The 22693-nt window shown below is 47.8% G+C and carries 20 protein-coding genes and 1 pseudogene; 14 read left to right on the top strand and 7 right to left on the bottom strand.

Annotated elements, in window-relative coordinates:
* Positions 1 to 271 precede the first annotated feature (271 nt).
* From QUA20_RS26325 to QUA20_RS26295, 7 genes are all read left to right on the top strand, one after another.
* On the top strand, positions 272 to 910 hold the full coding sequence (locus QUA20_RS26325; RefSeq protein ID WP_333192590.1) for a DUF4291 domain-containing protein: 639 nt from the start codon (positions 272 to 274) through the stop codon (positions 908 to 910).
* Between the two features lie 13 nt (positions 911 to 923).
* Positions 924 to 2057: a glycosyltransferase gene (locus QUA20_RS26320; RefSeq protein WP_333192588.1), complete on the top strand. Its 1134-nt coding sequence runs from the start codon at positions 924 to 926 to the stop codon at positions 2055 to 2057.
* A gap of 578 nt (positions 2058 to 2635) precedes the next feature.
* Positions 2636 to 5341, top strand: a complete 2706-nt coding sequence (locus tag QUA20_RS26315; RefSeq protein ID WP_333192585.1) for a GAF domain-containing protein — start codon at positions 2636 to 2638, stop codon at positions 5339 to 5341.
* 116 nt (positions 5342 to 5457) lie between these two features.
* A complete protein-coding gene (locus QUA20_RS26310; RefSeq protein WP_333192582.1) occupies positions 5458 to 6600 on the top strand; it encodes a hybrid sensor histidine kinase/response regulator in 1143 nt (380 codons plus the stop codon).
* A 150-nt stretch (positions 6601 to 6750) separates the two neighbouring features.
* Positions 6751 to 7578 carry a GUN4 domain-containing protein gene (locus tag QUA20_RS26305; protein WP_333192580.1) on the top strand — a complete coding sequence of 276 codons (828 nt, stop codon included), beginning with the start codon at positions 6751 to 6753 and terminating at the stop codon, positions 7576 to 7578.
* A 704-nt stretch (positions 7579 to 8282) separates the two neighbouring features.
* Positions 8283 to 8873: a YdcF family protein gene (locus QUA20_RS26300; RefSeq protein ID WP_333192578.1), complete on the top strand. Its 591-nt coding sequence runs from the start codon at positions 8283 to 8285 to the stop codon at positions 8871 to 8873.
* Positions 8874 to 9044: 171 nt separating this feature from the next.
* Positions 9045 to 9590 (top strand): GAF domain-containing protein, encoded by a 546-nt coding sequence (locus tag QUA20_RS26295; RefSeq protein WP_333192576.1) that lies wholly within the window; start codon positions 9045 to 9047, stop codon positions 9588 to 9590.
* A 265-nt stretch (positions 9591 to 9855) separates the two neighbouring features.
* Here the strand turns inward: QUA20_RS26295 and QUA20_RS26290 are convergent, their stop codons facing one another.
* From QUA20_RS26290 to plsX, 7 genes are all read right to left on the bottom strand, one after another.
* Positions 9856 to 10389 (bottom strand): hypothetical protein, encoded by a 534-nt coding sequence (locus tag QUA20_RS26290; RefSeq protein ID WP_172186105.1) that lies wholly within the window; start codon positions 10387 to 10389, stop codon positions 9856 to 9858.
* 154 nt (positions 10390 to 10543) lie between these two features.
* The gene (locus QUA20_RS26285; protein WP_333192573.1) at positions 10544 to 11182 is read right to left on the bottom strand and encodes a lysophospholipid acyltransferase family protein; all 639 of its coding nucleotides are present in this window, start codon (positions 11180 to 11182) and stop codon (positions 10544 to 10546) included.
* Between the two features lie 192 nt (positions 11183 to 11374).
* On the bottom strand, positions 11375 to 12316 hold the full coding sequence (locus tag QUA20_RS26280; protein ID WP_333192571.1) for a phosphate ABC transporter substrate-binding protein: 942 nt from the start codon (positions 12314 to 12316) through the stop codon (positions 11375 to 11377).
* Between the two features lie 10 nt (positions 12317 to 12326).
* Positions 12327 to 13040 (bottom strand): PspA/IM30 family protein, encoded by a 714-nt coding sequence (locus tag QUA20_RS26275; protein WP_333192568.1) that lies wholly within the window; start codon positions 13038 to 13040, stop codon positions 12327 to 12329.
* A gap of 387 nt (positions 13041 to 13427) precedes the next feature.
* Positions 13428 to 14309: an ACP S-malonyltransferase gene (fabD, locus tag QUA20_RS26270; RefSeq protein ID WP_333192565.1), complete on the bottom strand. Its 882-nt coding sequence runs from the start codon at positions 14307 to 14309 to the stop codon at positions 13428 to 13430.
* Between the two features lie 405 nt (positions 14310 to 14714).
* On the bottom strand, positions 14715 to 15716 hold the full coding sequence (locus QUA20_RS26265; RefSeq protein ID WP_333192562.1) for a beta-ketoacyl-ACP synthase III: 1002 nt from the start codon (positions 15714 to 15716) through the stop codon (positions 14715 to 14717).
* 162 nt (positions 15717 to 15878) lie between these two features.
* A complete protein-coding gene (gene plsX, locus QUA20_RS26260) occupies positions 15879 to 16928 on the bottom strand; it encodes a phosphate acyltransferase PlsX (RefSeq protein ID WP_333192560.1) in 1050 nt (349 codons plus the stop codon).
* Positions 16929 to 17284: 356 nt separating this feature from the next.
* Here plsX and QUA20_RS26255 point away from each other — a divergent pair, with 356 nt between their 5' ends.
* The 7 genes and pseudogenes from QUA20_RS26255 to QUA20_RS26225 all read left to right on the top strand — a co-directional run.
* A complete protein-coding gene (locus QUA20_RS26255) occupies positions 17285 to 18619 on the top strand; it encodes a D-alanyl-D-alanine carboxypeptidase (RefSeq protein ID WP_333192558.1) in 1335 nt (444 codons plus the stop codon).
* Positions 18620 to 18700: 81 nt separating this feature from the next.
* Positions 18701 to 18985 (top strand): 30S ribosomal protein S16, encoded by a 285-nt coding sequence (rpsP, locus tag QUA20_RS26250; protein ID WP_172186097.1) that lies wholly within the window; start codon positions 18701 to 18703, stop codon positions 18983 to 18985.
* Positions 18957 to 19445 (top strand): KH domain-containing protein, encoded by a 489-nt coding sequence (locus QUA20_RS26245; RefSeq protein WP_246276635.1) that lies wholly within the window; start codon positions 18957 to 18959, stop codon positions 19443 to 19445. Before rpsP ends, QUA20_RS26245 begins: the two co-directional genes overlap by 29 nt.
* 370 nt (positions 19446 to 19815) lie before the next feature.
* Positions 19816 to 20769 (top strand): PhoH family protein, encoded by a 954-nt coding sequence (locus tag QUA20_RS26240; RefSeq protein WP_172186121.1) that lies wholly within the window; start codon positions 19816 to 19818, stop codon positions 20767 to 20769.
* A gap of 201 nt (positions 20770 to 20970) precedes the next feature.
* Positions 20971 to 21378 (top strand): ChuX/HutX family heme-like substrate-binding protein, encoded by a 408-nt coding sequence (locus tag QUA20_RS26235; RefSeq protein WP_333192555.1) that lies wholly within the window; start codon positions 20971 to 20973, stop codon positions 21376 to 21378.
* A 229-nt stretch (positions 21379 to 21607) separates the two neighbouring features.
* Positions 21608 to 22384, top strand: a complete 777-nt coding sequence (locus QUA20_RS26230; protein ID WP_333192553.1) for a DUF6816 family protein — start codon at positions 21608 to 21610, stop codon at positions 22382 to 22384.
* Positions 22385 to 22571: 187 nt separating this feature from the next.
* Positions 22572 to 22693: pseudogene (locus tag QUA20_RS26225) on the top strand (photosystem II q(b) protein); the annotation flags it as partial.

Raw genomic sequence — 22693 nt, 5'->3', positions numbered from 1 at the left:
CCCGGATTTTCAGCTAGTGCAGTTTGTGCTTATTATTTAATACCGGAATGGGCTGCACTAACGGCGAGTAATCAAAATTACCGCGCCCGTTAGCTAAGTGCCTTCTGCTGGGTAAAAGGAAATCTTAATTGCTAAATCTGCACAGGAAATTCACAGAATTAATTGCTTTCCCGAAGGTGTGGGATTACTTTTAGGTGGGATAATTGTATCTATCGGAATTTACGGAGTTTGTACCTTATCTTTAGAAAAATATCGATCGTAATTAGTGGCAATGAATCTGCGAACCGAACCATACTTAAACCAGGCAAGTAAATGGCCGAAAACAGGTCGTCACATTCTGGCACAATTTGACGAAAATACCGTTGTAGTGTACCAAGCTTACCGTCCGGCGATCGGTCTTTTTGCAGCAGAACAAGGTTATTTCGGTGGGGAATTTAGTCTGAATCGCATGAGTTGGATTAAGCCCAATTTTCTGTGGATGATGTATCGATCGGAATGGGGAACAAAACCCGGACAAGAAGTAATTCTGGCTATTTGGCTGAAGCGATCGGCTTTTGACGAAATTTTAGCATCGGCTGTCCATTCTAATTTCGTTCCAGCAGTGTATGGAAGCGAAAAAGAATGGCAACAAGCTGTTAAAAATTCGGCTGTACGGCTGCAATGGGACCCGGACCATCACCCAAATGGATCGAAAATGGATCGGCGGGCAATTCAACTCGGTTTGCGCGGCAGTGTTTTAGCTAGTTACGCGCGAGAATGGATTGTTAAAATTGAGGATATTTCCCAATTCGTACAGCAACAGCGTCAATATAACGGAGGCGATAGCACGCAATTACTGACTCCTTGTGAGACAGTGTATCCTGTCATCGACCCCGACATCTCCCAGAGGCTAGGATTATCGGCTCTCTAAGTAACTTACTTTTATGAAAATAGCTCTTTTTACTGAAACTTTTCTGCCGAAAATAGACGGCATTGTCACCAGATTGATTCACACTGTAGATCAATTGCAGCGCGCGGGCGAACAAGTTCTGATATTTTCTCCAGATTACGGGATTAAAGAATACAAAGGCGCCCGAGTTTACGGTGTGGAGGGTTTGCCTTTGCCGATGTACCCGGAACTGAAAATGGCACTTCCTTCTCCGGCTGTGGGTCGCCAATTACAGCAGTTTAAACCGGATATTATTCACGTTGTCAATCCCGCTATTTTGGGATTGGGCGGTATATATTACGGCAAAAAGTTGAACATTCCGATTTTGGCTTCTTACCACACCCATTTGCCGAAATATTTGCACCATTACGGTTTTGGAGTCCTCGAACCTTTATTGTGGGAATTGCTCAAAGGAGCTCACAACCAAGCAGAATTGAATCTCTGCACTTCTACAGCAATGGTGGAGGAATTGAGAACCCACGGGATAGATCGGGTAGATTTGTGGCAGCGGGGCGTAGATACTGAAATGTTTGTCCCGGAATTGGCAAGTCGAGAAATGCGATCGCGCCTTTCGGAAAATAACCCCGACAGTCCCCTGCTGCTGTACGTCGGCCGCCTCGGTGCAGAAAAAGAAATCGAACGCATCAAACCAGTCCTCGCAGCGATTCCCGACGCCCGCCTCGCCCTAGTCGGAGACGGCCCGCACCGCCAAACCCTCGAACAATATTTTGCCGGCACCCCCACTAATTTTGTCGGCTACCTCAAGGGGCAAGAACTCGCCACAGCTTACGCATCGGCCGACGCCTTCATTTTTCCCTCCCGCACCGAAACCCTGGGCTTAGTGCTCCTCGAAGCAATGGCTGCGGGGACGCCCGTAGTGGCGGCGCGCAGCGGCGGAATTCCCGATATCGTCACCGACGGTGTTAACGGATATTTATTTGACCCCGCCGACGAAGGAGGATCTCTGACCGCCACCCAGCGTCTGTTTGCGAATCCCGAAGAACGGGAAACCCTGCGCCAAAACGCTCGCCGAGAAGCCGAACGCTGGGGTTGGGCAGCCGCCACCGCACAACTGCAGCGCTACTATCAATCAGTGGTATTTGCCGAGTCCATGCCCAGAGCGGCCTAAATGTCAGCATCTGTAGCACCTTTAAACCTCACCGACTGTTTAGCTTCGCTGTTCGATCGTCAGTGGGTAGCGAGGACGGATCTCCTCAAAGAGCGATATAACTTTTTTGCTGCATAAATTACCGTAGTTATCGTGGTGTTGCGTTTACCATTAAACTATGAGTAGCTCTGTAGGAATGCCTTGCGCGCTGATTTCATAGCGCCCTTCACCTAACCGGATACGGTCGCCGAGTGCGCTAAAACAGTCACACCGCGCAGCAGCCGAGCACAGAGGGTCAAATCCACATTGCACTCTCGATCGAACGAAAGCTTGGGAGCTAATTTTCAGGCTAGCAGTGTTCCGAACTCAAGTTCAGCTTTAATTGACTAACCCTCATCATTATCGAGGTTGTAAAAAAGATTGATCGAGCATATGTAACAAAAACAGAAGTTGCCTGCGCCACTGTTGAGCTCACGATTCATCAAAGCGACAAGTGACTGTCGGCGCGTTTCCAAACAACTTAAATCGTTTGTACCGCAGCAGAATCAAGCGCCGATCGACCTGCGGGTCAGTCTACCCCTCTGAGAAAGCAGTTAATCATGACATTCTCCAATGCTGGTAGCGTTCTGGCTACACTGACTCAAGTCAATTTTATGGGGGCATTGACCTCCCGTGTTAAGAGCCTGCCAGTTCCTGAATTAGTGTGCCTGCTGGACTTTATCACGGCTGAATTTCAGCAATTTATCCGGGCGATGGACCTGATTAACAATGAAGCACTCGAAACTCTCTTAGAGCAACTGTTAGATGCCTTCACTGTCAAAATTGGTCAAATTCTGCAAGCAGACCGGACAACAATTTTTTTGGTTGACTCCAACAAAAATCAACTGTGGCACAAAACAGTCGATGCACTTGGCGAAGATTTAGAAGTTCGTTTGCCGATGGATGCAGGCATTTTAGGCTACGTAGCAACAACCGGAAAATCGATAAATGTCGCGTCGGCTCGATCGCACGAGCATTTTAATTCCGAAGTAGACGAACCACCGGGCTACCAGATCGAGACCATTCTCTGTATGCCGATTTTTAGCAGCAAGAGCCAACACGAACCCGTAGCGGTGGTCAGACTGTTAAATAAAGCTGGCAATGTCCCCTTTAGCGAGGAAGACGAAGAGCAGTTCCAGGCTTTTGCAGATTCGATCGGGATTATTCTCGAAAGCTGTCAGTCTTTCTACGTCGTGGCCCGCAACCAGCGAGGGGTTGCCGCACTGTTGAGAGCGACGACGACTTTGGGTCAAAGTCTTGACTTGGAAACAACTTTGCGCGCTGTCATGGATCAAGCTCGCGACTTGATGCAGGCCGATCGCAGCACGCTATTTTTGTTAAATAGGGAAACCAACGAACTCTGGACAAAAGTCGCCAAGGCCGACGGCAAAACGATGGTGGAAATCCGCATTCCTGCTAATAAAGGAATTGCTGGTTACGTGGCTTCGACCGGTCAACCTCTAAATATTACAGATGCTTACGACGATCCCCGCTTTGACCCCTCTACAGACCAGCAAACCGGATACCGCACTCGGACTGTCTTGTGTATGCCGGTGCATAACGCTAAAGGTGAGCTGATCGGGGTGACTCAGCTAATTAATAAGAACCAAGGTACTTTCACCACTTCCGACGAAGAGTTTTTGCGAGCTTTTAATTCCCAAGCAGGAATGGCGCTGCAAAATTCTCAACTGTTTCAGAACGTGATGGTGGAAAAGCAGTATCAAAAAGATATGCTGCAAAGTCTTTCCGATGCAGTAATTTCCACGGATTTACAGGGGCGAGTTGTAACGATTAACGAAGCGGCGCTGGAATTGTTGGGCTGTCCGGTAAATCAAGCTAAAAGCAAACACAATCCCCAGATTTGGGAAGAAAAACTGATCGACCGCTATGTTTGGGAAGTTGTGCCGATCGATAATTTGCAATTTCGACTTGAAGACAGTCTCCACAATGCTGCCAGACATTACGTTCCCGAACAAAGTTTAACAGTGGGACTGTTGGTGGAAAAAACCTGTTGTTCCGCAGAAACAGCAGCAGCAAAAACAGAAGAAGAAATAGGAGAAGAAACTTACATTTTGGCTGTGCCCGATCGCACTGACCCGAATTTATATTACGCTTGGGGCGAAAACAGCGCCTGGACTGAAGAAGTAGCGCTGGCAGAATTAGCTAATTCCCAATCTTTATTTTCGCTGCCCAATGCAGCCCGGTATCACCCTTATTGTCCGCTGCCCCTCCCGGCCTCTCGAATTAAAGTAATTGAACGCAGTTTGAATTTGACTGTCAACCCGCTGATCAATCCAGAAGGCGGGGTGCGCGGCGGTTTAGTGGTACTCGAAGACATCAGCCGCGAAAAGCGGATGAAAAATACGATGTACCGCTACCTGACTCCTGGAGTCGTAGATAAAGTGATGGCTTTGGGTGAAGGCGCCCTGATGGTAGGCGAACGCAAAGAAGTTACTATTTTATTTTCCGACATTCGCGGCTACACCACACTCACCGAAAATCTGGGAGCGTCGGAGGTGGTATCGCTGCTGAACGAGTATTTTGAGACGATGGTGGAGGCCGTTTTCCATCACGAAGGAACTTTAGACAAGTTTATCGGCGATGCTTTAATGGCCGTGTTCGGCGCGCCCCTGCCGCTGAACCCTCCCGAAAGTCACGGTTGGATGGCGGTGCAGTCGGCTTTAGATATGCGCAGGCGTTTGAAAGAGTTTAATGATTCTCGCCCCGGCGAAGATCCGTTTCGTTTCGGAATTGGGATTAGTTCTGGAGAAGTGGTTTCGGGAAATATTGGTTCCCAAAAGCGGATGGATTACACGGTAATCGGGGATGCGGTGAATTTGAGCTCGCGATTGGAACAGCTTACAAAAGAGTACGGCTGCGATATCATTTTGAGCGAATTTACATACAGTTTGTGCCGCGAAGGGATTTGGGTGCGAGAGTTGGACAAGGTGCGGGTTAAGGGCCAAAATCAGCCGGTGGGTATTTACGAGTTGCTGCAAAATACTTCTGAACCCATTGATGGGGAAACCGTTCGGTTTTTGGAACTTTACAGCAACGGTAGGGATGCTTATATTGCTAGAAATTTTCATAAAGCTATTAGTTGTTTTGAAGCGGCTTTAGCGATACGACCTAGCGATCGACCTGTGGAAGTTCACATCGAGCGCTCCCTCAGGTATTTGGAAATACCTCCGCCCGAGGATTGGGACGGGGTTCATACTATGACAATAAAGTACGATATGATATCACATCCGAGCGACAAAATGTAAAAAGATTACATATTTTTTTATATCTTCCTTATGACAGAGTTAACAAGTGGAAAAATGTGAAAACATAAATCCGATGCACGATTAAAGTTAGTATTTATTTCCAGGCTAACAATTAAATGACTTATTTATCTGTTCCAAATGCCACAAAAGCCGATCGGATTCTGGTAGTAGATGACGCACCAGATAATGTTTTGTTGGTGCAGACAATCCTGGAAGAAGAAGGTTACGAAATTAGCACGGCAGAAAACGGCTTTTCCGCCTTGAGCCAAATTGACAAGTCAGCCCCGGATTTGGTACTGCTAGACGTGATGATGCCCGGGATGGACGGTTACGAAGTCACCAAGCGAATCAGACAAAATAAGGAATTGCCCTTTATCCCGATTTTGCTGATCACGGCTCACGACAGTGCGAGCGTAGTCCAGGGATTGGACATGGGAGCAGACGATTTCATCCGCAAACCAGTCGAAATGGACGAACTGCTGGCGAGGGTACGATCGCTCCTGCGGCTAAAACACAGCGTAGACGAGCGCAATTCGATCGCCCTCCAGCGCGAAGATTTTGTCTCCAGGCTCGCTCACGACTTGCGGACGCCCCTCGTAGCAGCCGATCGAATGCTAAGTTTGATGCAGCAGGGAGCTTTGGGAGAAATTTCCCTTCCCATGCGCGACGCTTTCGGGACGATGGTTCGCAGCAACCAAAACCTGATCGCGATGGTAAATATGTTGCTGGAAGTCTACCGCTACGAAGCAGGCCGCAAATCCCTAAGTTTCGCTCCCGTGGACTTGCGCCAGCTCATTAATGAAGTAGCTGAAGAACTAGCTCCCCTAGCCGATGCTAAAGGTTTGTCCGTAAATTTAGACTTGACCGAAAGTGCAGAAAGTGCTCCGATTGCGAAGTATCCGGGCGATCGTCTGGAGCTGCACCGCTTGCTAACAAATTTAATCGGAAATGCGATTAAATTCACCGACAGCGGCTCAATAGATGTCCGCTTAAAAGCTGCGAATTCACCTGCTTATACTAGCTTCAAAAACCAACCGCTGGCATGGGTAATCATAGAAATCCAAGACACCGGCGCCGGCATTTCTCCCACCGAAAAAGCAAAGTTATTTGAAAGGTTTGGCCCGGGAACTCACAAGAAATCCGGTACAGGTTTGGGACTGCACCTCTGCCGCCAAATAGTCGAAGCTCACCGCGGTACGATAGAGGTAAAATCAGAGTTGGGCAAAGGCAGTTTGTTTACTATTCGCTTGCCTTGTTAGAGCAGTATAAGTAACTCTAACTTGGCGCGAAATGCGCACATTACCGCTTATAATTAACTCAAATTGTAGGGTGCAACCTAAGCATATACTCGAATTATCGTTAATTTACCGGATGTCAGATAATTACTTGGCAACCGAATTTATGGCAATATGTCTAACTGTCCAGTGTGCGGTACTGAATACATAGAAACACCAGAGTTTTGCTCGATTTGCGGCTGGGATTTGACTCCCTACCCGCAACGTGCTAAGCCTTCCAAAACTTATTTAAAAAAAGAAGAAGTTAGATTGCAGTGGGCAAAAAAAATGTGGGAATTGGCCCGCAATCAACAAAATTGGTTAGCTAAATTTGATGAGTTGCAGGGGGAATTGCAGCAAGGTGCGATCGCCCGCACGTACCTTCAATCTCAGTTAGAATGGGTTCTGTACCGCCTCGAACAACTAAACCCCGAATTGATTGTCAGCACTCTACTGCGACTGGAAGACAAAATAGGCGCCATACCTGACTCAACTCCGGCAATTTCCGAAGTAGGGATGGACTACCGACAACTGACAAAGCTATTAGAAACAGGAAAATGGCGCAAAGCTGACGAACATACTTGGGAAATCTTGCTGCAAATAGCTGTCAGGGAAGACGAAGGCTGGCTGAGTGCAGCCGATATTGACAGTTTTCCTCCTACAGACCTTCGCACGATCGACCGACTTTGGCAACAATACAGCAGCGGGCGGTTCGGGTTGAGCGTGCAGCAGCAGATTTGGGAAAGTACCGAGGCAAATTACACTGAATTTTGCGATCGAGTCGGCTGGCGAGTCAAGGAAAATTGGAAATATTACAGCGAGCTCTCCTTCAACGAAGATGCTCCCCCCGGACATCTCCCCGTCACCGCCTGGAGGCAGCGCGCCTGTTACGGTGCCGGTAAACTCACCGCAGCAGAAAACTTTGCCCGCATCGCTGCGAAACTCGCAACTGCCGATCGGTAATCGTCCAAAATAAAAAATTCAAAATCGACATTAACTGCTATAATCAAAACGGTTTAGCAACTGGGGCTGTGGCTCAGATGGATAGAGCAAGCGCCTCCTGAAGAATCGGGCACCCTGCGAGGAAACTCTGGGAGTGAATGTGGTCAAATTTGGTGAAACCTAAAGAGTTCGTGGGTTCCTATGACTCTAAGGCAATACCAAGCCAAGCCTGAGTTCAGGGCGATTAAACAATCGCCTGTATTGAAATCAGGAAGGTTTAGAGACTAGACGGTCACCACCTAAAAGCTGCGAGCATATGGTGAAGGTATAGTCCAGAGAGTGGGGAAACTCACACAAATCTGAAGCGCTAGGCCGCCGGTTCGAACCCGGCCAGTCCCGTTAAAAATCAAGAAAAATTAAAAGCAGGAGGGGGAAGCTTAGTTTTGCCCCTCTTTTTTGCATATCCGCTAAGGAGTTGGCTCGCAGACAAGTAGAGCAACTGCCTTGGCGGTTGCTATAAAATCTGAAATCGAAAATCTCAAATCACCTTTTTAAGCCCCACCACAAGCGTAGAGTCAATCTAAAATCTAAAATCTAAAATCTAAAATCTCTGATCCCCCGACCCTTTTTTAAATTTTAATTTTTAATTCCTGTTAGTGGGCTCTACGTGCGGTATTTTTTGTTATTGTTCCTTTGTGAGTTACATAAAATTTTTATAGGTTTAGATGTGGTTAAAAATCAATTCAAACACGCAGCGTTACAAGCGTTTGAACACTTCACGCAGTTTTTGGTTCCTAGTAGGGCTTTTGATCGCCTGCTGGTTTGGCTATCAGCAGGTTAAGAGCGAATTTCAGAGACCCCAAGCTTTGTTAGTTCTAGGTGGGGCTACGGAGCGAGAGGTGTTTGCCGCCAAATTTGCTCAGAAGTATCCTGAATTGCCGATTTGGGTGTCGTCTGGGAGCAATCCGGAGTTCGCGGAATGGGTGTTTTCGGAAGCGGGAATCGAGTCCGATCGCCTGCACTTAGACTACAGAGCGGTGGATACGGTAACAAATTTTACCACCTTGGTAGATGAATTGAAAGCTAGAGGGATTGAGAGCGTGTATCTGATCACTTCTGACGATCATATGCGGCGAGCTCAGATTATCGGCGAAATCGTGCTCGGCAGTCGAGGCATTAGCTTTAAGCCTGTGGCAGTTCCGTCTGGGCGAACCCCCGAACCGGTGGAAAAAGCTGTTCGCGACGGTGCTAGAGCTATTCTTTGGCTGACAACCGGTTATACGGGTGCTAACTTCAGCCAAGCCAGAATTCAATAAACAAAGGAAAGCATTGAGCAAGTTTTAAATTTTTTCCCATTCCCTCTGGTTTTAAAACTTGTCTTCTATAGCGATTTAAGGCACCGGGAAGACGCTGATGACCAATACCTAACAGAAGAGAATAGAACCAGTAGTTTAAAATCAGTAGATGAACTTCAATAGCTAAAGTTAATGACCGACCAAATTCTGCCGCAAGTTCTGGAGCAAATTTTGAGTGACAGCAAAACGCCGGATGCTGTTTTTTCGGCTTTGGTGCCGGCTTTAGGCGAGGTGTTAAATTGCGATCGGGTTTTTCTCTACCTCCGCAATCCTGAAACGCAAATGGGCCGAGTACCTTACTGCTGGCGTCGCAACTCGAACATTCCAGAGGTTTGGGACGCAGAATGGAAAAAAGAACCGGAATCTTTAGGGGAAGAAGACCCTTTGTTTGCAGCAGCTTTGCGAACTGAACCTTCGATTTTTGTTGAGGATGTTGAAACAGCGAATCCTGAAGTTGTCAACAAAGATTTTGAGGCAAAAAATTTCGGACATCGAGCTTTGATTCACGCTCACCTTTGTGCTGACGGCTTATTGTGGGGGGTTTTGCAGCCTTGTATGTTCGATCGCCCCAGAGTTTGGACTGACTTCGATCGCCAAGTTATTGCAGCAGTTACAGAAAAAATTTCGCCTTTAGCTGTCGCTTATGTCACGGCCTCAGGATCAAAAGATGAGCCATAAAAATCAATAATTTACTTGTAGGGATCGGGTGGGCAATCAATGAATGTCAACTTAAGACTAAAACTACCTCTAGATTGGGGTTTTAGCCGAATCTCAATCCCCTTCCCGGCAGACGAAATACCGTTTGCGATCCCCCCTTTTTTAGTTAGGGGGGATCGTTGCGCTAATTTTCACACAAAAGTCGGGTACTAAATTTGAGCTAATTCTTCTCACCAATGGTGAGGTGTGCATCAACCTAGGGATAGACTTAGTGCACAATTATTGTTTAAAAAACGCCCCAATTTTGAATGCCCCGACTGCTGAAAATCCCTTGAGCCCGACTAATATCATCCTCAGCGCCATCTACTACCACCAAATAATCGCCGGCGCGCAGGCGATCGGTGTAAATTCTAGCTGTTTCTTCGGGAATTCCCAAGTCAGTCAATGCCTTCACCACTCCACCGAAAGTCGCAGCCGCGACGCCAGTGCTTGCTACGGTAGCCACCAGTGAGGCGCCGAAAGTCCCCGCTGCAATCATCGGCCCGATTCCGGGAATAGCTAAACTTCCGAGACCCACTAGCAAGGTGGCTAAAGCACTATTTGTCAGAGTGTCTCCTACCACTCCTGCTCCTGTGTCTAGATTTTTATCGCCCACCTGAGCGATCGTTTCAGTCTCGCCTACAGACTCGCCTGCATCCCTCGCAACAACCGAAACTTTATCCATTGGAAACCCGGAAGATTTCAATTCTGTCAGAGCTTGCTCGGCATCTTCGCGGTTAGAAAACAATCCCAAGGCGCGGGTTTGATTGCTTGTTACCATATGTTTCTTCTTATCTCCTGTCTAATTAAACTCTAATTCAAGCCTAATTATTGCGCTTGTTTTCAATCACTTATATTGATATTTTTCGGTTTTTATCTTTAGCATTCATCTATCTGTAGATATAACCTGAAAAACAGCAACAAAAGTTATAAAATCAGCGACCCAAATCGTGCATCGCATTTATCTCGATCGCACATCTTTGAGTCAGCGCTTCCAACTCCTCGCGGTTCGAGGAACCGGGCGCTTCAATTAGCTTGCCAATTCGCACCGTCAGCGGCACCGGACGCGGCATTCCCGAACCTTTCGACGAAATCGCGTGAGTTCCCCACAAGCTAACAGGCAACAGCGGCGCTTTTGCCTTAGCAGCTATCAGCGCAGCACCTAATTTCGGTTCAGTAATTCTGCCGTCTGGCGTGCGAGTTCCCTGCAAAAATACACCCGTCGCCCAGCCATTTTCTAAAGAATTGATAGCCGATCTAATTGCACTGCGATCGGCACTTTCCCGCTTCACTGGATAAGCACCGTAAAGCGTAATTGCCTGCTTCAAAATAGGAACTTTAAATAACTCTTCCTTTGCCATAAATGCGACGGGCCGCCTCATGCAATTAGACAAAATCGGCGGGTCAAAATCGCTGGCGTGATTGCTGACTACCACCAGCGGCCCTTCTGTCGGAACATTTTCTGCACCATAGATACGGCCCCGAAAGTACAGGTGCAGCATCGGGCTGACAATTGACCATTTGAATAAATAGTAAAGAAGTAAACTTTCGACTGGTTCGCGACTTTTGCTCACAGAAAACCTGAGATTTTAAATTACACCGAATATTAGCCTATCAGTTCAGCAATGACAAAGGAATAGTATTTTGAGGTTTCTAGGGTGCACACCTTCTCCAGCCCAATAAGAAAGTCCGCCTGCGCGGACATCACTTGTGTAGAGCCCGACAGAAGTCTGGCCAACTCCTGAATTTCGGACGTTTGCAAAAGCTCAATTTCCAGCCAGCATGGCTTTTTGTCCTTCCGAAGAAGTCGCGTAGCCCAAGAAATCCTTAACTGCTTGGCTAGGAGGATTTTTGTAAGCGTAGTACAACGGCCGCTTGTAAGGATAGTTACCCGCATCCGGCGTCGCACCGTTGACGGCAACAACGCGCACTGTTTTCTGATTGACTACTTGAGCGAAAGTCGCATAGCCAATGCCGTTGTTGCCTAAGGCTTGCAGCAGGGGAGTTGTCGCATCTCGATCGAGCTTAGTGATATTGGGCCCACTGCCAAAATTAGCGCCAGAGAGCACTTGTTCTTTAAACGTTTGGTGAGTGCCGCTAACTTCGGGTCGATTTATCACTTTAATCGCGCCTGCCGGGCCGCCGACTTTCGACCAGTCTTGAGTATTTCCCTTGAAGATATCTTGAACTTGAGCGGAAGTTAAACCTCCTTTAAACGGGTTGTTAATCCCGACTACGAGGGCGATCGTATCTAGGGCAACAGGCACCGCTGCCAAACCCTGACCTTGTTCTTGAGCCGTCAAAGGTTGCGATACCGCAGCAAGATCGGCTGTTCCTGCGACCAAATCTTGAATTCCCTTTGCAGAACCGTTAGCTTTGGAATCAACTCTAGTGCCAGGAAACTTGGCTTGAAAGCCATTCTTAAGGTTGAGGTTGATTGTCACCATACTGGTAGAACCTTGAATCTTGACAGTCGTACCCGCAGGAACAGAAGCTGGAAGCGCAAAGGAACTAGCTGCAACAGGCGAAGCGCCGCCGACTACTGGCGCGACGGGAAGTGGGACGACATCGCCTGCAGGTGCGGGAGTGGAGGGATGGTTACTAACATCTTGCGACGCTGGTTTGTTGAGAACAAAGAACCAGCCACCACCGGCTAGCAAGAGAAATAACAGGATAAAAACTATGGGGGGAGGCCCGCTCTTAGCCATAAAATTGTCCTTAGCTGGGAAGTTCTTTGTTGTTGGAGTCGTCTAACATTTGTAGCCTGCGATTAACTTCATCATCTAAGGTCATATTTTCTAATTCTGCCTGAAGTCTTTCTTGGGGATTCTCAGATATTTCTGCTAAAGCTTGCTGTTTGAGGTTGCGGCCGTGGACGGCGTTTTTGGCTTGCTCAAACTGCGATCGAGCTGAATCGATACTGAGGTCGTTGTTGACTTTGGATATAGCTCCGAGGGCTTCGTTAATCTCGGCCATATCTTTCATATTTTGCATATCGGTTTTGTAGGCTTCCAGCTTCATCCGCTCTCGATTTAGCTTGTCTTTGGAAGCGTTGACGTATTGTTCGGCTTGTTTTACTTGGGATTCTAATTGCGGCAGGATTTGTTCTGTCTGAATTACCTTCGCCATTGCCAAGCGGGCTGCTTCTTCGTTGCCGTGGCGCTGGGCTGTGATGGCTTGGCGCTCTACGGTTTGCATTTCCCTAACTTTTTGTTCATATTTCGTTTTGGCGCGCTGGTAGGCTGCAACTTGGGTGGAGACTGCTGCTGCTAGCTTTTGAACTGATTCTTGCATCGATCGCAGCGACTCTTCGGCTACCGCCACCGACACCTGGCCGCCGGATTCCACGGGCAGTCCCCACATCCAATTCCAGGCACCTACTATGGTTCTGCCTGCCTTGTCGCCCATCAACCAGTAAAGGACTTTTTTCATATAAATACTAGATAAGCTTGGTTTTTACGCCCAGTTTACATCAGGATTTGTCGATCGCCCCGTCAATCGATTTTAGATTTTAGATTTTAGATTTTAGATTTGAAGCATTGACTCCACGGATAAATTCGGGGGGCAAGTTTCATCCGATACAGGTTTTTTATTTCTGGACGGATGAATCCGGGGGCTTGTATCCTGGATGCTTTCGGTCAGGTCGATCGATATCTAGATTTTTGATAAAGATTTTCTAGCTGTCTGGATCGTCTATCCCTAATTTGCACAACAGCCAATATTCGGATTTGCCTGTTGTGCTATTTATTATTCGGCACTCTTCGGGCCAATTAATTTTAAAGTTAATAACCTGCCGTTTAATAACAGGCTAAAAATAGATTAAGCGGGCAAATCTGCAACACTACTAACATTTACCAGCGTTAAATCCGGACAAGTCCGTTTGATCAAACCAGTGAGAACTTTGCCCGGGCCAATTTCCACTACGCGATCGATTCCTTGTTGCGGCAATTGCAGGGAAATTTCTCTCCACCGCACGCCTTTAGTCATCTGCTGAGTCAACCGCTGCTTTAAAGTGGCTGCGCTAGTAGTGGCTGACGGTTCTGAGTTCGAGAGCACCAGCATTTTAGCATCGGAAAATCTTGCAGACTTTAAGGCTAGTTGAAACTCTGCCGCCACTGATGCCATCAGGGGAGAGTGAAACGCACCGGAAACATTCAATTTAACGGCGCGTTTGACTTTGATTTTGGCAAGCAAATCTTCTACTGCTGCGGGCGTTCCAGAAATCACGACTTGTGCTTCGCTGTTGTCGTTTGCCAGCACAACGTCTCGGCTGTATTGAATTTGCAGTTCTAGTTCCTGCCTGTCGAACCCGATCAAAGCCATCATTTGGCCGCCGGAGGCAGTGTCCATGAGTTCGGCGCGGCGTTTGACTAAGCGCAATCCGGTTTCAAAGTCAAAGACGCCTGCTGCGTAGAGGGCAACGTATTCTCCTAAACTGTGACCGGCAACGACCGCTGGCCGATCGCTTTTTTCTCGCATTAAGTCGGTCAAAATACTTTCTACTACGAACAAACAAGGCTGAGTGTAGAGAGTCCGAGATAGTTTTGCTTCTTCTTTTTGGCAAACTTCCGGGACAGACCAGCCTAAAATTTCTTTAGCGAGCTCAAATTTGGCTTTGGCTGTTGGCAAGTTTAATAAGTCTGCACCCATCCCGATCGCCTGGGAACCTTGTCCGGGAAATACCCATGCTGTTTTAGTCATTTTTCCGGTAATCTGCTAATTGGTGGTTGCTAATTGGTGATTGCAAAAATTCTTTGTTTCCCGCTTCTAAGTTCGCTTGCTGGTATCCGCTATCTTTCGGTTAACGAACTCTCTACTCGCGACTCACAATTATAACATAATAGTTGCGCTTTTTACGAGTTTTATATTTTTTTTGCTACTTGAATCAGATTAATAGCCGTAACAAAATTTTCCATCTTCAAGCCAGGGGAAGTCGATCGAAGAATAGAGGATTTTCAATCTCAGGGCGCGCTTGTCAAGAACTCCTGCCCCGAGAGTGTACGGCTGCGCACCTTGCCCTCTGTATGGCGTGTTCAAGGATTTGTATTTTGCAAGGGTCGAACTCCCGACAATAACCGGAGCAAGTTTACAGCCTGCCACCAAATATTACCTTCCCCATTTAAAAATCGCCGCCCCCCAAGTCAAACCTGCACCGAAACCAGCAGCAGCAATAGTATCGCCCGCTTTAACTTTACCCAGACGCACGGCTTCGTCTAAGGCAAGGGGAATTGAAGCCGCTGAGGTATTGCCGTAATTCGCCAAATTGCTGATTACTTTTTCGGGGGGAATGTTTAGCCTTTGGGCCACTGCATCAAGAATCCGCTGATTGGCTTGGTGCAACAGCAGCCAGTCAATTTCAGCAGCGCTAATATTTGCCCGAAACATAGCTTTTTCTATGACTTCCGGCACTTTTCTCACGGCAAAGCGATAGATTTCTTGACCGTTCATTGTGATGGGTTCAAATCCGCCAATTCCGACGCTAACGCCCTCAATTAATTCTTTTGACTCGGCTTTGTAGGGCAAATTGAGAGACGAATTTTGCGTGCCGTCGCTGCGAATTTCAAATCCCAAAAAGGAATCGACTTCTGAAGCTTGCAATACCACCGCACCTGCACCGTCTCCAAATAGAATGCAAGTACCCCGATCCGACCAATTCACCCAGCGAGATAAAATATCTGCTCCGATCAGCAAAACATTTTGATAAACCCCTGTCCGAATGAACTGCGACGCTGTAACTAAACCAAAAACAAAGCCCGAACAAGCTGCTGTCAAATCAAAAGCCACAGCTTTTGTGGCGCCCAACTGATATTGAATTTTACTGGCAGAGCCAAACAAATCGTCAGGACTCGAAGTCGCCAAAATAATTAAATCGATATCTGTCGGCGAAATTTCTGCCATTGCGATCGCCTGAAGCGATGCCTCCGACGCTAAATCGCACAAAGAAGTGCGATCGTCCGCCAGCCTGCGGGAGCGAATGCCCGTCCGCGCCCCAATCCACTCGTCAGAAGTTTCTACTATCTGACTCAAACCGTTATTATCCAGCGAAACCTGCGGTGTACAAGAACCGCTACCCGTGACGGCAATGCCGAACCCTGATTGCTGCAACATTCCTCTCCATTTATGAGCGATAGATCGAGAAATTAAAAATTAAAAACTACCAATTAAAATTATTTTTTAAACTGCTGACATTACTTTTTTTAAGCAAAACCGCTTGTTTAAGCTGACATTTTTAATTTGACATTTTTAATTTTTAATTCCTACTTACTGCCTCTAATTCACAGCTTCTTGTTCCAGAGCGCTTTGGTGATTGGACGATCGAATTCGCTCCAGCACTTGGTTGTCAATAGCCTCCTTCGCCAAACGAATGGCATTAAAAATCGAGGCAGCTTGAGACGAACCGTGGCTGATAATGCAAACTCCGGCAACGCCCAACAGCAAACCGCCGCCGTGTTCAACGTGGTCTACCCGCTGCTTAAAGCCCTTGAGGCTTTCTTGCAGGAGGGGAGCGCTAATTTGATTTTTGAGTCCGGCAGCCAATTCTTCCTTAAGCACTTGAACCACGACTTCGCCCACCGCTTCGGCAAACTTCAACAATACGTTGCCGACAAACCCGTCGCAGACAATTACGTCGAAGTTCCCCGACAGCACGTCGCGGCCTTCGGCATTGCCCACAAAAGGAATGTTCGGGTTGTCCACCAATAACTGGTGGGTTCGCACCGCTGCGTCGTTGCCTTTAGAAGGTTCTTCGCCAATGTTGAGCAGACCGATTTTAGGTTCGGCGACGCCCAGCACGCACTGGCTGTAAATAGTTCCCATAAGAGCGAACTGCTCCAAAAATTTGGGGCGGCAGTCCACATTAGCGCCGACATCGAGAATGAGTACAGAGCTGCCCGGTACCATTGTCGGCAAAACTGCACCGATCGCAGGGCGATCGATTCCGGGGAGCCGGCCCAACCTGAGCAGGGCAGCAGCCATTGCCGCGCCGGAGTGACCGGCGGACACCACAGCATCAGCTTGCTGCTGCTTTACCAAGTTCATCGCTACGTTAATCGAAGCGTTGGGCTTGCGTTTGAGGGCACTCAAAGGTTCTTCGTGCATTTCCACCGCTCCTTCAGAAGGAACGATTTCTAGCTGACCTGTAGAGACGCGGCCGATCGCGTCTTGTTGCCGGAGCGAGTCTTCTATTTGCTGCGGGTCGCCCACGAGCAAAATCTCTACGCCTAATTCTTCTTGTGCCTTAAGCGCTCCAGCTACAACTTCGGCGGGGGCATGATCCCCACCCATAGCGTCTATTGCAATTCTTGCGCGTGTCGATCCCATTGACCAATGTTTGAGAAACACTAAAAATTCTACCAGGAAGTCAGGAGCGTGAATCCAGAAGTCTGAATAAAGAACTAAAATCCGCTCGCGCCCGATCGGACAATTCTCATTTCCGACTACTCTGATAGAGCTTGTTTTGTCACTACTTTACTATTTTTGCCTGCAAATTGAAAAAATCAATGAAATAGTTTACATGATCGCAAGCACTTTAGTCCGGGAACCCCGGATTCATCCGTGGAGCGAGAAAAAAGCTCCCCATCCTCATCACTTGCCCCCGGATTTATCAGTGGGAGCGCTTTCTTCAATCTGAAATCTAAAATCTAAAATCTAAAATCGATTGACTTTAGGAGTAAAAAATGCTGGATTTATTTAGCTCAGGGATGATGTCTCTGTGGCTGGACATGGCTGGGGTAGGCACTGCCGGGCCTAATGCTGCGTCAGTGCTGGCTTGGCGGGGAGGAATACCCGGGTTAGTGGTGGCCGAAGATTTGGCTTTTGGGGGAATAAGTGCGGCAAATCCAGACTTGCCCGCAGAAGCGACGGTGCGGGAATATTTAAAAGACTTAAAAGACAAGAACCTGATTGATGGGAATCAGGGAATTTGGGTGCAAGCGGGAATGGTGCCGCTGGTAAGTCAGCAGGGGACAGTGCTGATGCCTGGGGCTTCGCTGACTAAGATTGCGACTTCTCTGGCGTCGCTGGAGACTTGGGGCGCGGATTATCAGTTTGAAACGCGGTTCCGAGCAACCGGGCCGATTAACAATGGTGTATTGGAGGGAGATTTGGTGGTCAGCGGCGGGGGCGATCCGCTGTTTGTGTGGGAGGAGGCGATCGCCGTGGGCAATGCTCTCAATCAAATGGGTATCGATCGGGTGGCGGGCAATTTGGTGGTGACTGGCAATTTCCGCATGAATTACCAGTCCGATCCTTTGGCTGCGGGGGAGATACTTCGGCAGGCCCTCGACGGTCGCAGTTGGCCTCAGGACGTGGTGGCAATGTATTCTAAGATGGCTCCGGGAACTAGAAAGCCGCAAGTAACGGTGGCCGGCAGCGTCATTGCTGAGAAATTTGTGACTTCGGGTCATTTGCTGCTAAAGCGCCGATCGCTCCCTTTAGCCGAAATTCTCAAGCAGATGAACGTCCACAGCGATAATGAAATGGCTCAGATGCTGGCCGACGATTTGGGGGGGGCAAAAATAGTGCAGCAGCAAGCGACTTGGGCGGCGGGGGTGCCGGAGGAGGAACTACAATTGGTTAACGGTTCGGGATTGGGAGTGGAAAATCAGATGTCTCCGAGGGCGGCTTGTGGGATGATGCAGGCGATCGCCCGCAACCTTCAGACTACGGGGCTGACGATTGCTGACTTGTTTCCGGTGTCCGGGCGCGATAAAGGCACTGTAGAACACCGGCACATTCCGCGATCGGCTGTGGTGAAAACAGGTAGTTTGGACACCGTGATTGCTTTGGCTGGAGCCATACCCACGCGCGATCGGGGTTTAGTGTGGTTTGCAATTATTAATCGCGGCACCGATTGGGACTCTTTGAGAGAACAGCAAGATATATTTTTGCAAAAATTGGTGCAGCAGTGGGGAACTGCATTGACTTTGCCACTAGCAATTACACCGCACATTGACGGCGGCAGACCTGCCTTGGGGGCAGCAAATCGCAGCGATATTTTGCTGGGAGGTTAAGAAATAGGGGTTGAGTTGGGGTTCGCAGAAAGACGACCGACATAATAGCTTAGAATTGAAACAAGACTATTCTGCAAGAAGATGATCAAACTGCGATTGAAGAGATACGGGAAAAAACGCGAGACAAGCTACCGGATTGTAGCGATGAACAGTTCTACCCGCCGCGACGGCCGTCCCCTAGAAGAGCTCGGCTATTACAACCCCAGAAATAACGAAACCAGGCTGGATGTTCCAGCGATTGTCAAGCGCCTGCAAGAAGGCGCTCAGCCAACTGACACCGTGCGTGACATCCTCAGAAAAGCCCATGTATTTGAACAAGTCGGAGCCGGAGCCAACGTTGAATCCAGCACAACAGCAGTCAGCTAGTCCCAACTACGCTGGACTGGTTAAGTTTTTAATTGGGCCTTTTTTAGAGACCCCAGGTTCTTTGCGGGTAGATTGCGAACTGCACCCGCGCCAATCGCGGGTCTGGGTTAGGCTCGCTTTTGAAGATCCCGACAAAGGCCGGGTTTACGGTAGGGGCGGACGCAATATTCAGGCAATTAGAACTACGCTCGAAGCGGTGGCGCAGACGGCGGGTCAGTCGCTCTACTTAGATATATACGATGGCGAAGCGGGCGATCGTGGCTCCTCGCCGCCCAGGGGCGATCGCGATCGCCCGGATCGCGATCGTCCGGATCGCGGATCGCGCGAGCCGCGAGGCGACTTCCGACCCCGGACGCCGCCTCCGTCGCCGAGTCCCTTAGCTAGCAGAACTCCGAGAGAACAACCTCGCCGTACTAACACACCTACGTTTAGAACGAGCAGAAATACTCCCGGTTATTAACTGCAGAACCAAAAAACAATTTTAGATTTTAGATTGCCTGTTGTAAACTTTGTATTACAAGCCCCGCTTGATTTGAGATTGCCGATTTTGCGATCGGACACAAATGTAAAATTTTAAATCTCAAATGTCAGCGGGATGAGGTACATCTAAAATCTAAAATCTAAAATCTAAAATCTAAAGTTGCCTGACTTGATTTAAAGGAGATTTGATTTGTATCTCAAGCACCAAACTCATTTGGGAGCTAAATCTAAAAGACGCCTTAGATACTAGGTAAAACCTAGTAACTGGCGTTTTTTTGTTCGCAAAAAGTGACTGATTTAACTGTTAATTGTTAACTTTTAATTGCTTATTTGGAGGAGCTTATGTTGGCATGATTGAAAAATTAACAATAGAGTTGCCGAGCACTCAAAGCGCGATGTCGCTCTCGGGTCATCAAGAAGAAAACCTGAAAATTATCTCTAAGCAAACCGGCGCTAACCTGGTAATGCGAGGGCAAGAACTGCTAATTTCCGGCACAAAAAGTCAAGTAGAATTGTGTCATAAATTAGTGCGATCGCTCTCCGACTATTGGAAATCAGGCAAAAATATTACCGGAGTTGAAATCCAGACGGCGCGCCAAGCTTTGGATACCAACCGCCAAGGCGATTTACAAGACTTGCAGCGAGACGTTCTCGCCAAAACACGCCGCGGCGAAGAAATTAGAGCCAAAACCTTCAAGCAGCGACAGTACGTCCAAGCAGTACGCACCCATGACCTGACATTTTGCATCGGCCCCGCCGGTACTGGCAAGACATTTTTAGCAGCTATTTTCGCCATCCAAGCTTTGTTAAGCAAACAGTACGAACGGCTCATATTAACCAGGCCGGCTGTAGAAGCAGGCGAAAAACTAGGGTTTTTGCCGGGAGATTTGCAGCAAAAAGTCGATCCCTATTTGCGCCCGCTTTACGACGCCCTGCAAGAAATGATCGACCCTGAAAAAATGGCCGATTTAATGGAAAGAGGCTTGATCGAAGTAGCTCCTTTAGCTTATATGCGGGGGCGCACTCTCAGCAATGCTTTCGTAATTTTGGACGAAGCTCAAAATACGACACCGGCTCAAATGAAAATGGTGTTGACTCGTCTGGGCTTTCGATCGAGAATGGTAGTGACGGGCGATATCACTCAAACAGATTTGCCACCAAACCAACAGTCGGGATTGTCAGTTGCCCAAAACATTCTGCGCAACGTTGAGGGCATTGCTTTCTGCGAATTTTCTCAGGCGGATGTGGTGCGACACCCGCTAGTGCAGCGGATTGTCGCTGCTTACGAACTGCACGAAACATGAAGGAAGAATGCCCTTCGACTTCGCGAGGTGGTAAAAAGAAGGAAGAAGGCTTTAGTTATTTAGGAGAGGCTTTAGTTATCTAGGAGAGAAGGAAGAAGGAAGAATTATCCTTTTTTCTCTAATTCCTTTTCCTAATTCCCAACTCCCATTTTCTTATTATCGATTTAATCCAAAATCCACAATCCACAATCCAAAATTGATATGACTGCGACTCTGAAAGAATTCTTGGAAGCTTGCGAACAATTGGGAACGCTGCGTTTAATCGTGACTAGCAGCGCGGCTGTGCTGGAAGTTCGCGGTTCAATTCACAAGCTGTTTTATGCGGAGTTGCCGAAGGGTAAATATGCCAATATGCACGCCGATATATTTGAGTTTCACTTGAATATGGACAAAATCAAACAGGTGAAGTTTGAAACTGGCGAGGCGAAAAGAGGGAATTTTACTACTTATGCAATTCGTTTTCTGGACGAACAAAATGAGGCTGCTTTGAGCGCATTTTTGCAGTGGGGAAAGCCGGGGGAATACGAACCGGGACAGGTGGAAAATTGGCATCAATTGCAGGAGAAATACGGGGAAGTTTGGGAACCTGCACCTGTTGAGGCGCTTTAAAACATAGGCTTTTTTACCTTAAAATTGCATATTGGGGGCGGGATATCCTGCCCAACCCCTACTCCCCACAAGAATAAAATTGATTTTTGTGTAACAGGCAGGATGCCTGTTTCTGAGAAGGGCATAAAATATGATGTTTAACTCATTTGTTGTCTAATTTTTGAATTAATGAACCGCAGAGGGCGCAGAGAAGAGAGAAAGAAGGTTAGTTGTTTGTATGTAATTGGGTATGAAGGTAATTTGGAGTTTTTGTTTAGTTTTGCTGGTGTTGCTGTGGGGTGGCGGTGCAAGGGCGGGGGTTTTGGGCGATCGCCTATCCAGTTTTCCCAATTGGGAAAGCAAGCCTCCTATCGCTGTAGCTAAGGGGGATTTGGTTTATCCAGATTGGATGGCTGGCACTTGGAATGTTGCGAGCACTTTGGTGGATTTAGCGGCGCCTTTAGCACCAAATATTGTTACGCCCGGGTTTGAAGGCAACCGCCGCTATTTGCAGCAGCCGGTATTGTTTAAAGTGCAGTTTAAATCGGCACAAAATATTGGTTTTGGTTATAATTATACATCTAAAAATGCTAAAAAGATTGTCGCCGATCGCTCTTTTAACGGTTTGAATATTGCCAAAGCTTATTTAGGCGATGGTGGCGTACTTTCGGTGAAAGCCGATCCGAACAATCCCAACCGCCAAATTACTGTTTTGAAAGGGGAACGCCAACTAATTTCGATTGTTACCAGTCGGGGGACTGAGACGCCCAATCCTCGCGAGTTTGTGTCTACAGAAATTTCTCAGCAGGTGTTTCGGGGAGAGTTTGATATTTATTTGAATGAGGTGGAGACAACAACGGCTTATCGAGTTGTTGGAGGCGGAGAAAATGGCGATTCTGCGAGTAAAAGAATTGAGGCGGATCAGGTAACAGCGATTTATTTGTCGCCACAAGACCCGGATTATTTTGCTGCTGGGGGGCATCCTGTGGCTTTGTATCGATATCGGTTGGAGTTGGTGCCGACATAATTAAGTTGTCATCTCGATCGACCTAGCAACGATCGACTTTTTTCGCCCCTGTCTCTGTTTTCATCAGCTTTCCTAATCGCAGTCATCAGTTAAACTGTCGTTAAACCCCTTTACAAACCTTAACAAAACCGTTAATAATAGAAACATCATCCGAACATTGACAACCAAATACAGCAATCATAAAACCATGACAACAACCTTACAGCAGCGCGAAAGCGCCAACCTGTGGGACCAGTTTTGCAACTGGGTCACCAGCACCGAAAACCGCATTTATGTAGGTTGGTTCGGCGTCTTGATGATTCCCACCTT

Origin of the sequence: Microcoleus sp. Pol7_A1, assembly GCF_036701085.1 — a bacterium.
Lineage (GTDB): Bacteria > Cyanobacteriota > Cyanobacteriia > Cyanobacteriales > Microcoleaceae > Microcoleus > Microcoleus asticus.
This window is presented reverse-complemented; position numbering and strand designations above follow the sequence as displayed.

Excerpts from the sequence above, each read along its gene's own strand:
- QUA20_RS26325 (WP_333192590.1), top strand. The coding sequence starts at position 272 with ATGAATCTGCGAACCGAACCATACTTAAACCAGGCAAGTAAATGGCCG.
- QUA20_RS26320 (WP_333192588.1), top strand. The coding sequence starts at position 924 with ATGAAAATAGCTCTTTTTACTGAAACTTTTCTGCCGAAAATAGACGGC.
- QUA20_RS26315 (WP_333192585.1), top strand. The coding sequence starts at position 2,636 with ATGACATTCTCCAATGCTGGTAGCGTTCTGGCTACACTGACTCAAGTC.
- QUA20_RS26310 (WP_333192582.1), top strand. The coding sequence starts at position 5,458 with ATGACTTATTTATCTGTTCCAAATGCCACAAAAGCCGATCGGATTCTG.
- QUA20_RS26305 (WP_333192580.1), top strand. The coding sequence starts at position 6,751 with ATGTCTAACTGTCCAGTGTGCGGTACTGAATACATAGAAACACCAGAG.
- QUA20_RS26300 (WP_333192578.1), top strand. The coding sequence starts at position 8,283 with ATGTGGTTAAAAATCAATTCAAACACGCAGCGTTACAAGCGTTTGAAC.
- QUA20_RS26295 (WP_333192576.1), top strand. The coding sequence starts at position 9,045 with ATGACCGACCAAATTCTGCCGCAAGTTCTGGAGCAAATTTTGAGTGAC.
- QUA20_RS26290 (WP_172186105.1), bottom strand. The coding sequence starts at position 10,389 with ATGGTAACAAGCAATCAAACCCGCGCCTTGGGATTGTTTTCTAACCGC.
- QUA20_RS26280 (WP_333192571.1), bottom strand. The coding sequence starts at position 12,316 with ATGGCTAAGAGCGGGCCTCCCCCCATAGTTTTTATCCTGTTATTTCTC.
- QUA20_RS26275 (WP_333192568.1), bottom strand. The coding sequence starts at position 13,040 with ATGAAAAAAGTCCTTTACTGGTTGATGGGCGACAAGGCAGGCAGAACC.
- fabD (WP_333192565.1), bottom strand. The coding sequence starts at position 14,309 with ATGACTAAAACAGCATGGGTATTTCCCGGACAAGGTTCCCAGGCGATC.
- QUA20_RS26265 (WP_333192562.1), bottom strand. The coding sequence starts at position 15,716 with ATGTTGCAGCAATCAGGGTTCGGCATTGCCGTCACGGGTAGCGGTTCT.
- plsX (WP_333192560.1), bottom strand. The coding sequence starts at position 16,928 with ATGGGATCGACACGCGCAAGAATTGCAATAGACGCTATGGGTGGGGAT.
- QUA20_RS26255 (WP_333192558.1), top strand. The coding sequence starts at position 17,285 with ATGCTGGATTTATTTAGCTCAGGGATGATGTCTCTGTGGCTGGACATG.
- rpsP (WP_172186097.1), top strand. The coding sequence starts at position 18,701 with ATGATCAAACTGCGATTGAAGAGATACGGGAAAAAACGCGAGACAAGC.
- QUA20_RS26240 (WP_172186121.1), top strand. The coding sequence starts at position 19,816 with ATGATTGAAAAATTAACAATAGAGTTGCCGAGCACTCAAAGCGCGATG.
- QUA20_RS26235 (WP_333192555.1), top strand. The coding sequence starts at position 20,971 with ATGACTGCGACTCTGAAAGAATTCTTGGAAGCTTGCGAACAATTGGGA.
- QUA20_RS26230 (WP_333192553.1), top strand. The coding sequence starts at position 21,608 with ATGAAGGTAATTTGGAGTTTTTGTTTAGTTTTGCTGGTGTTGCTGTGG.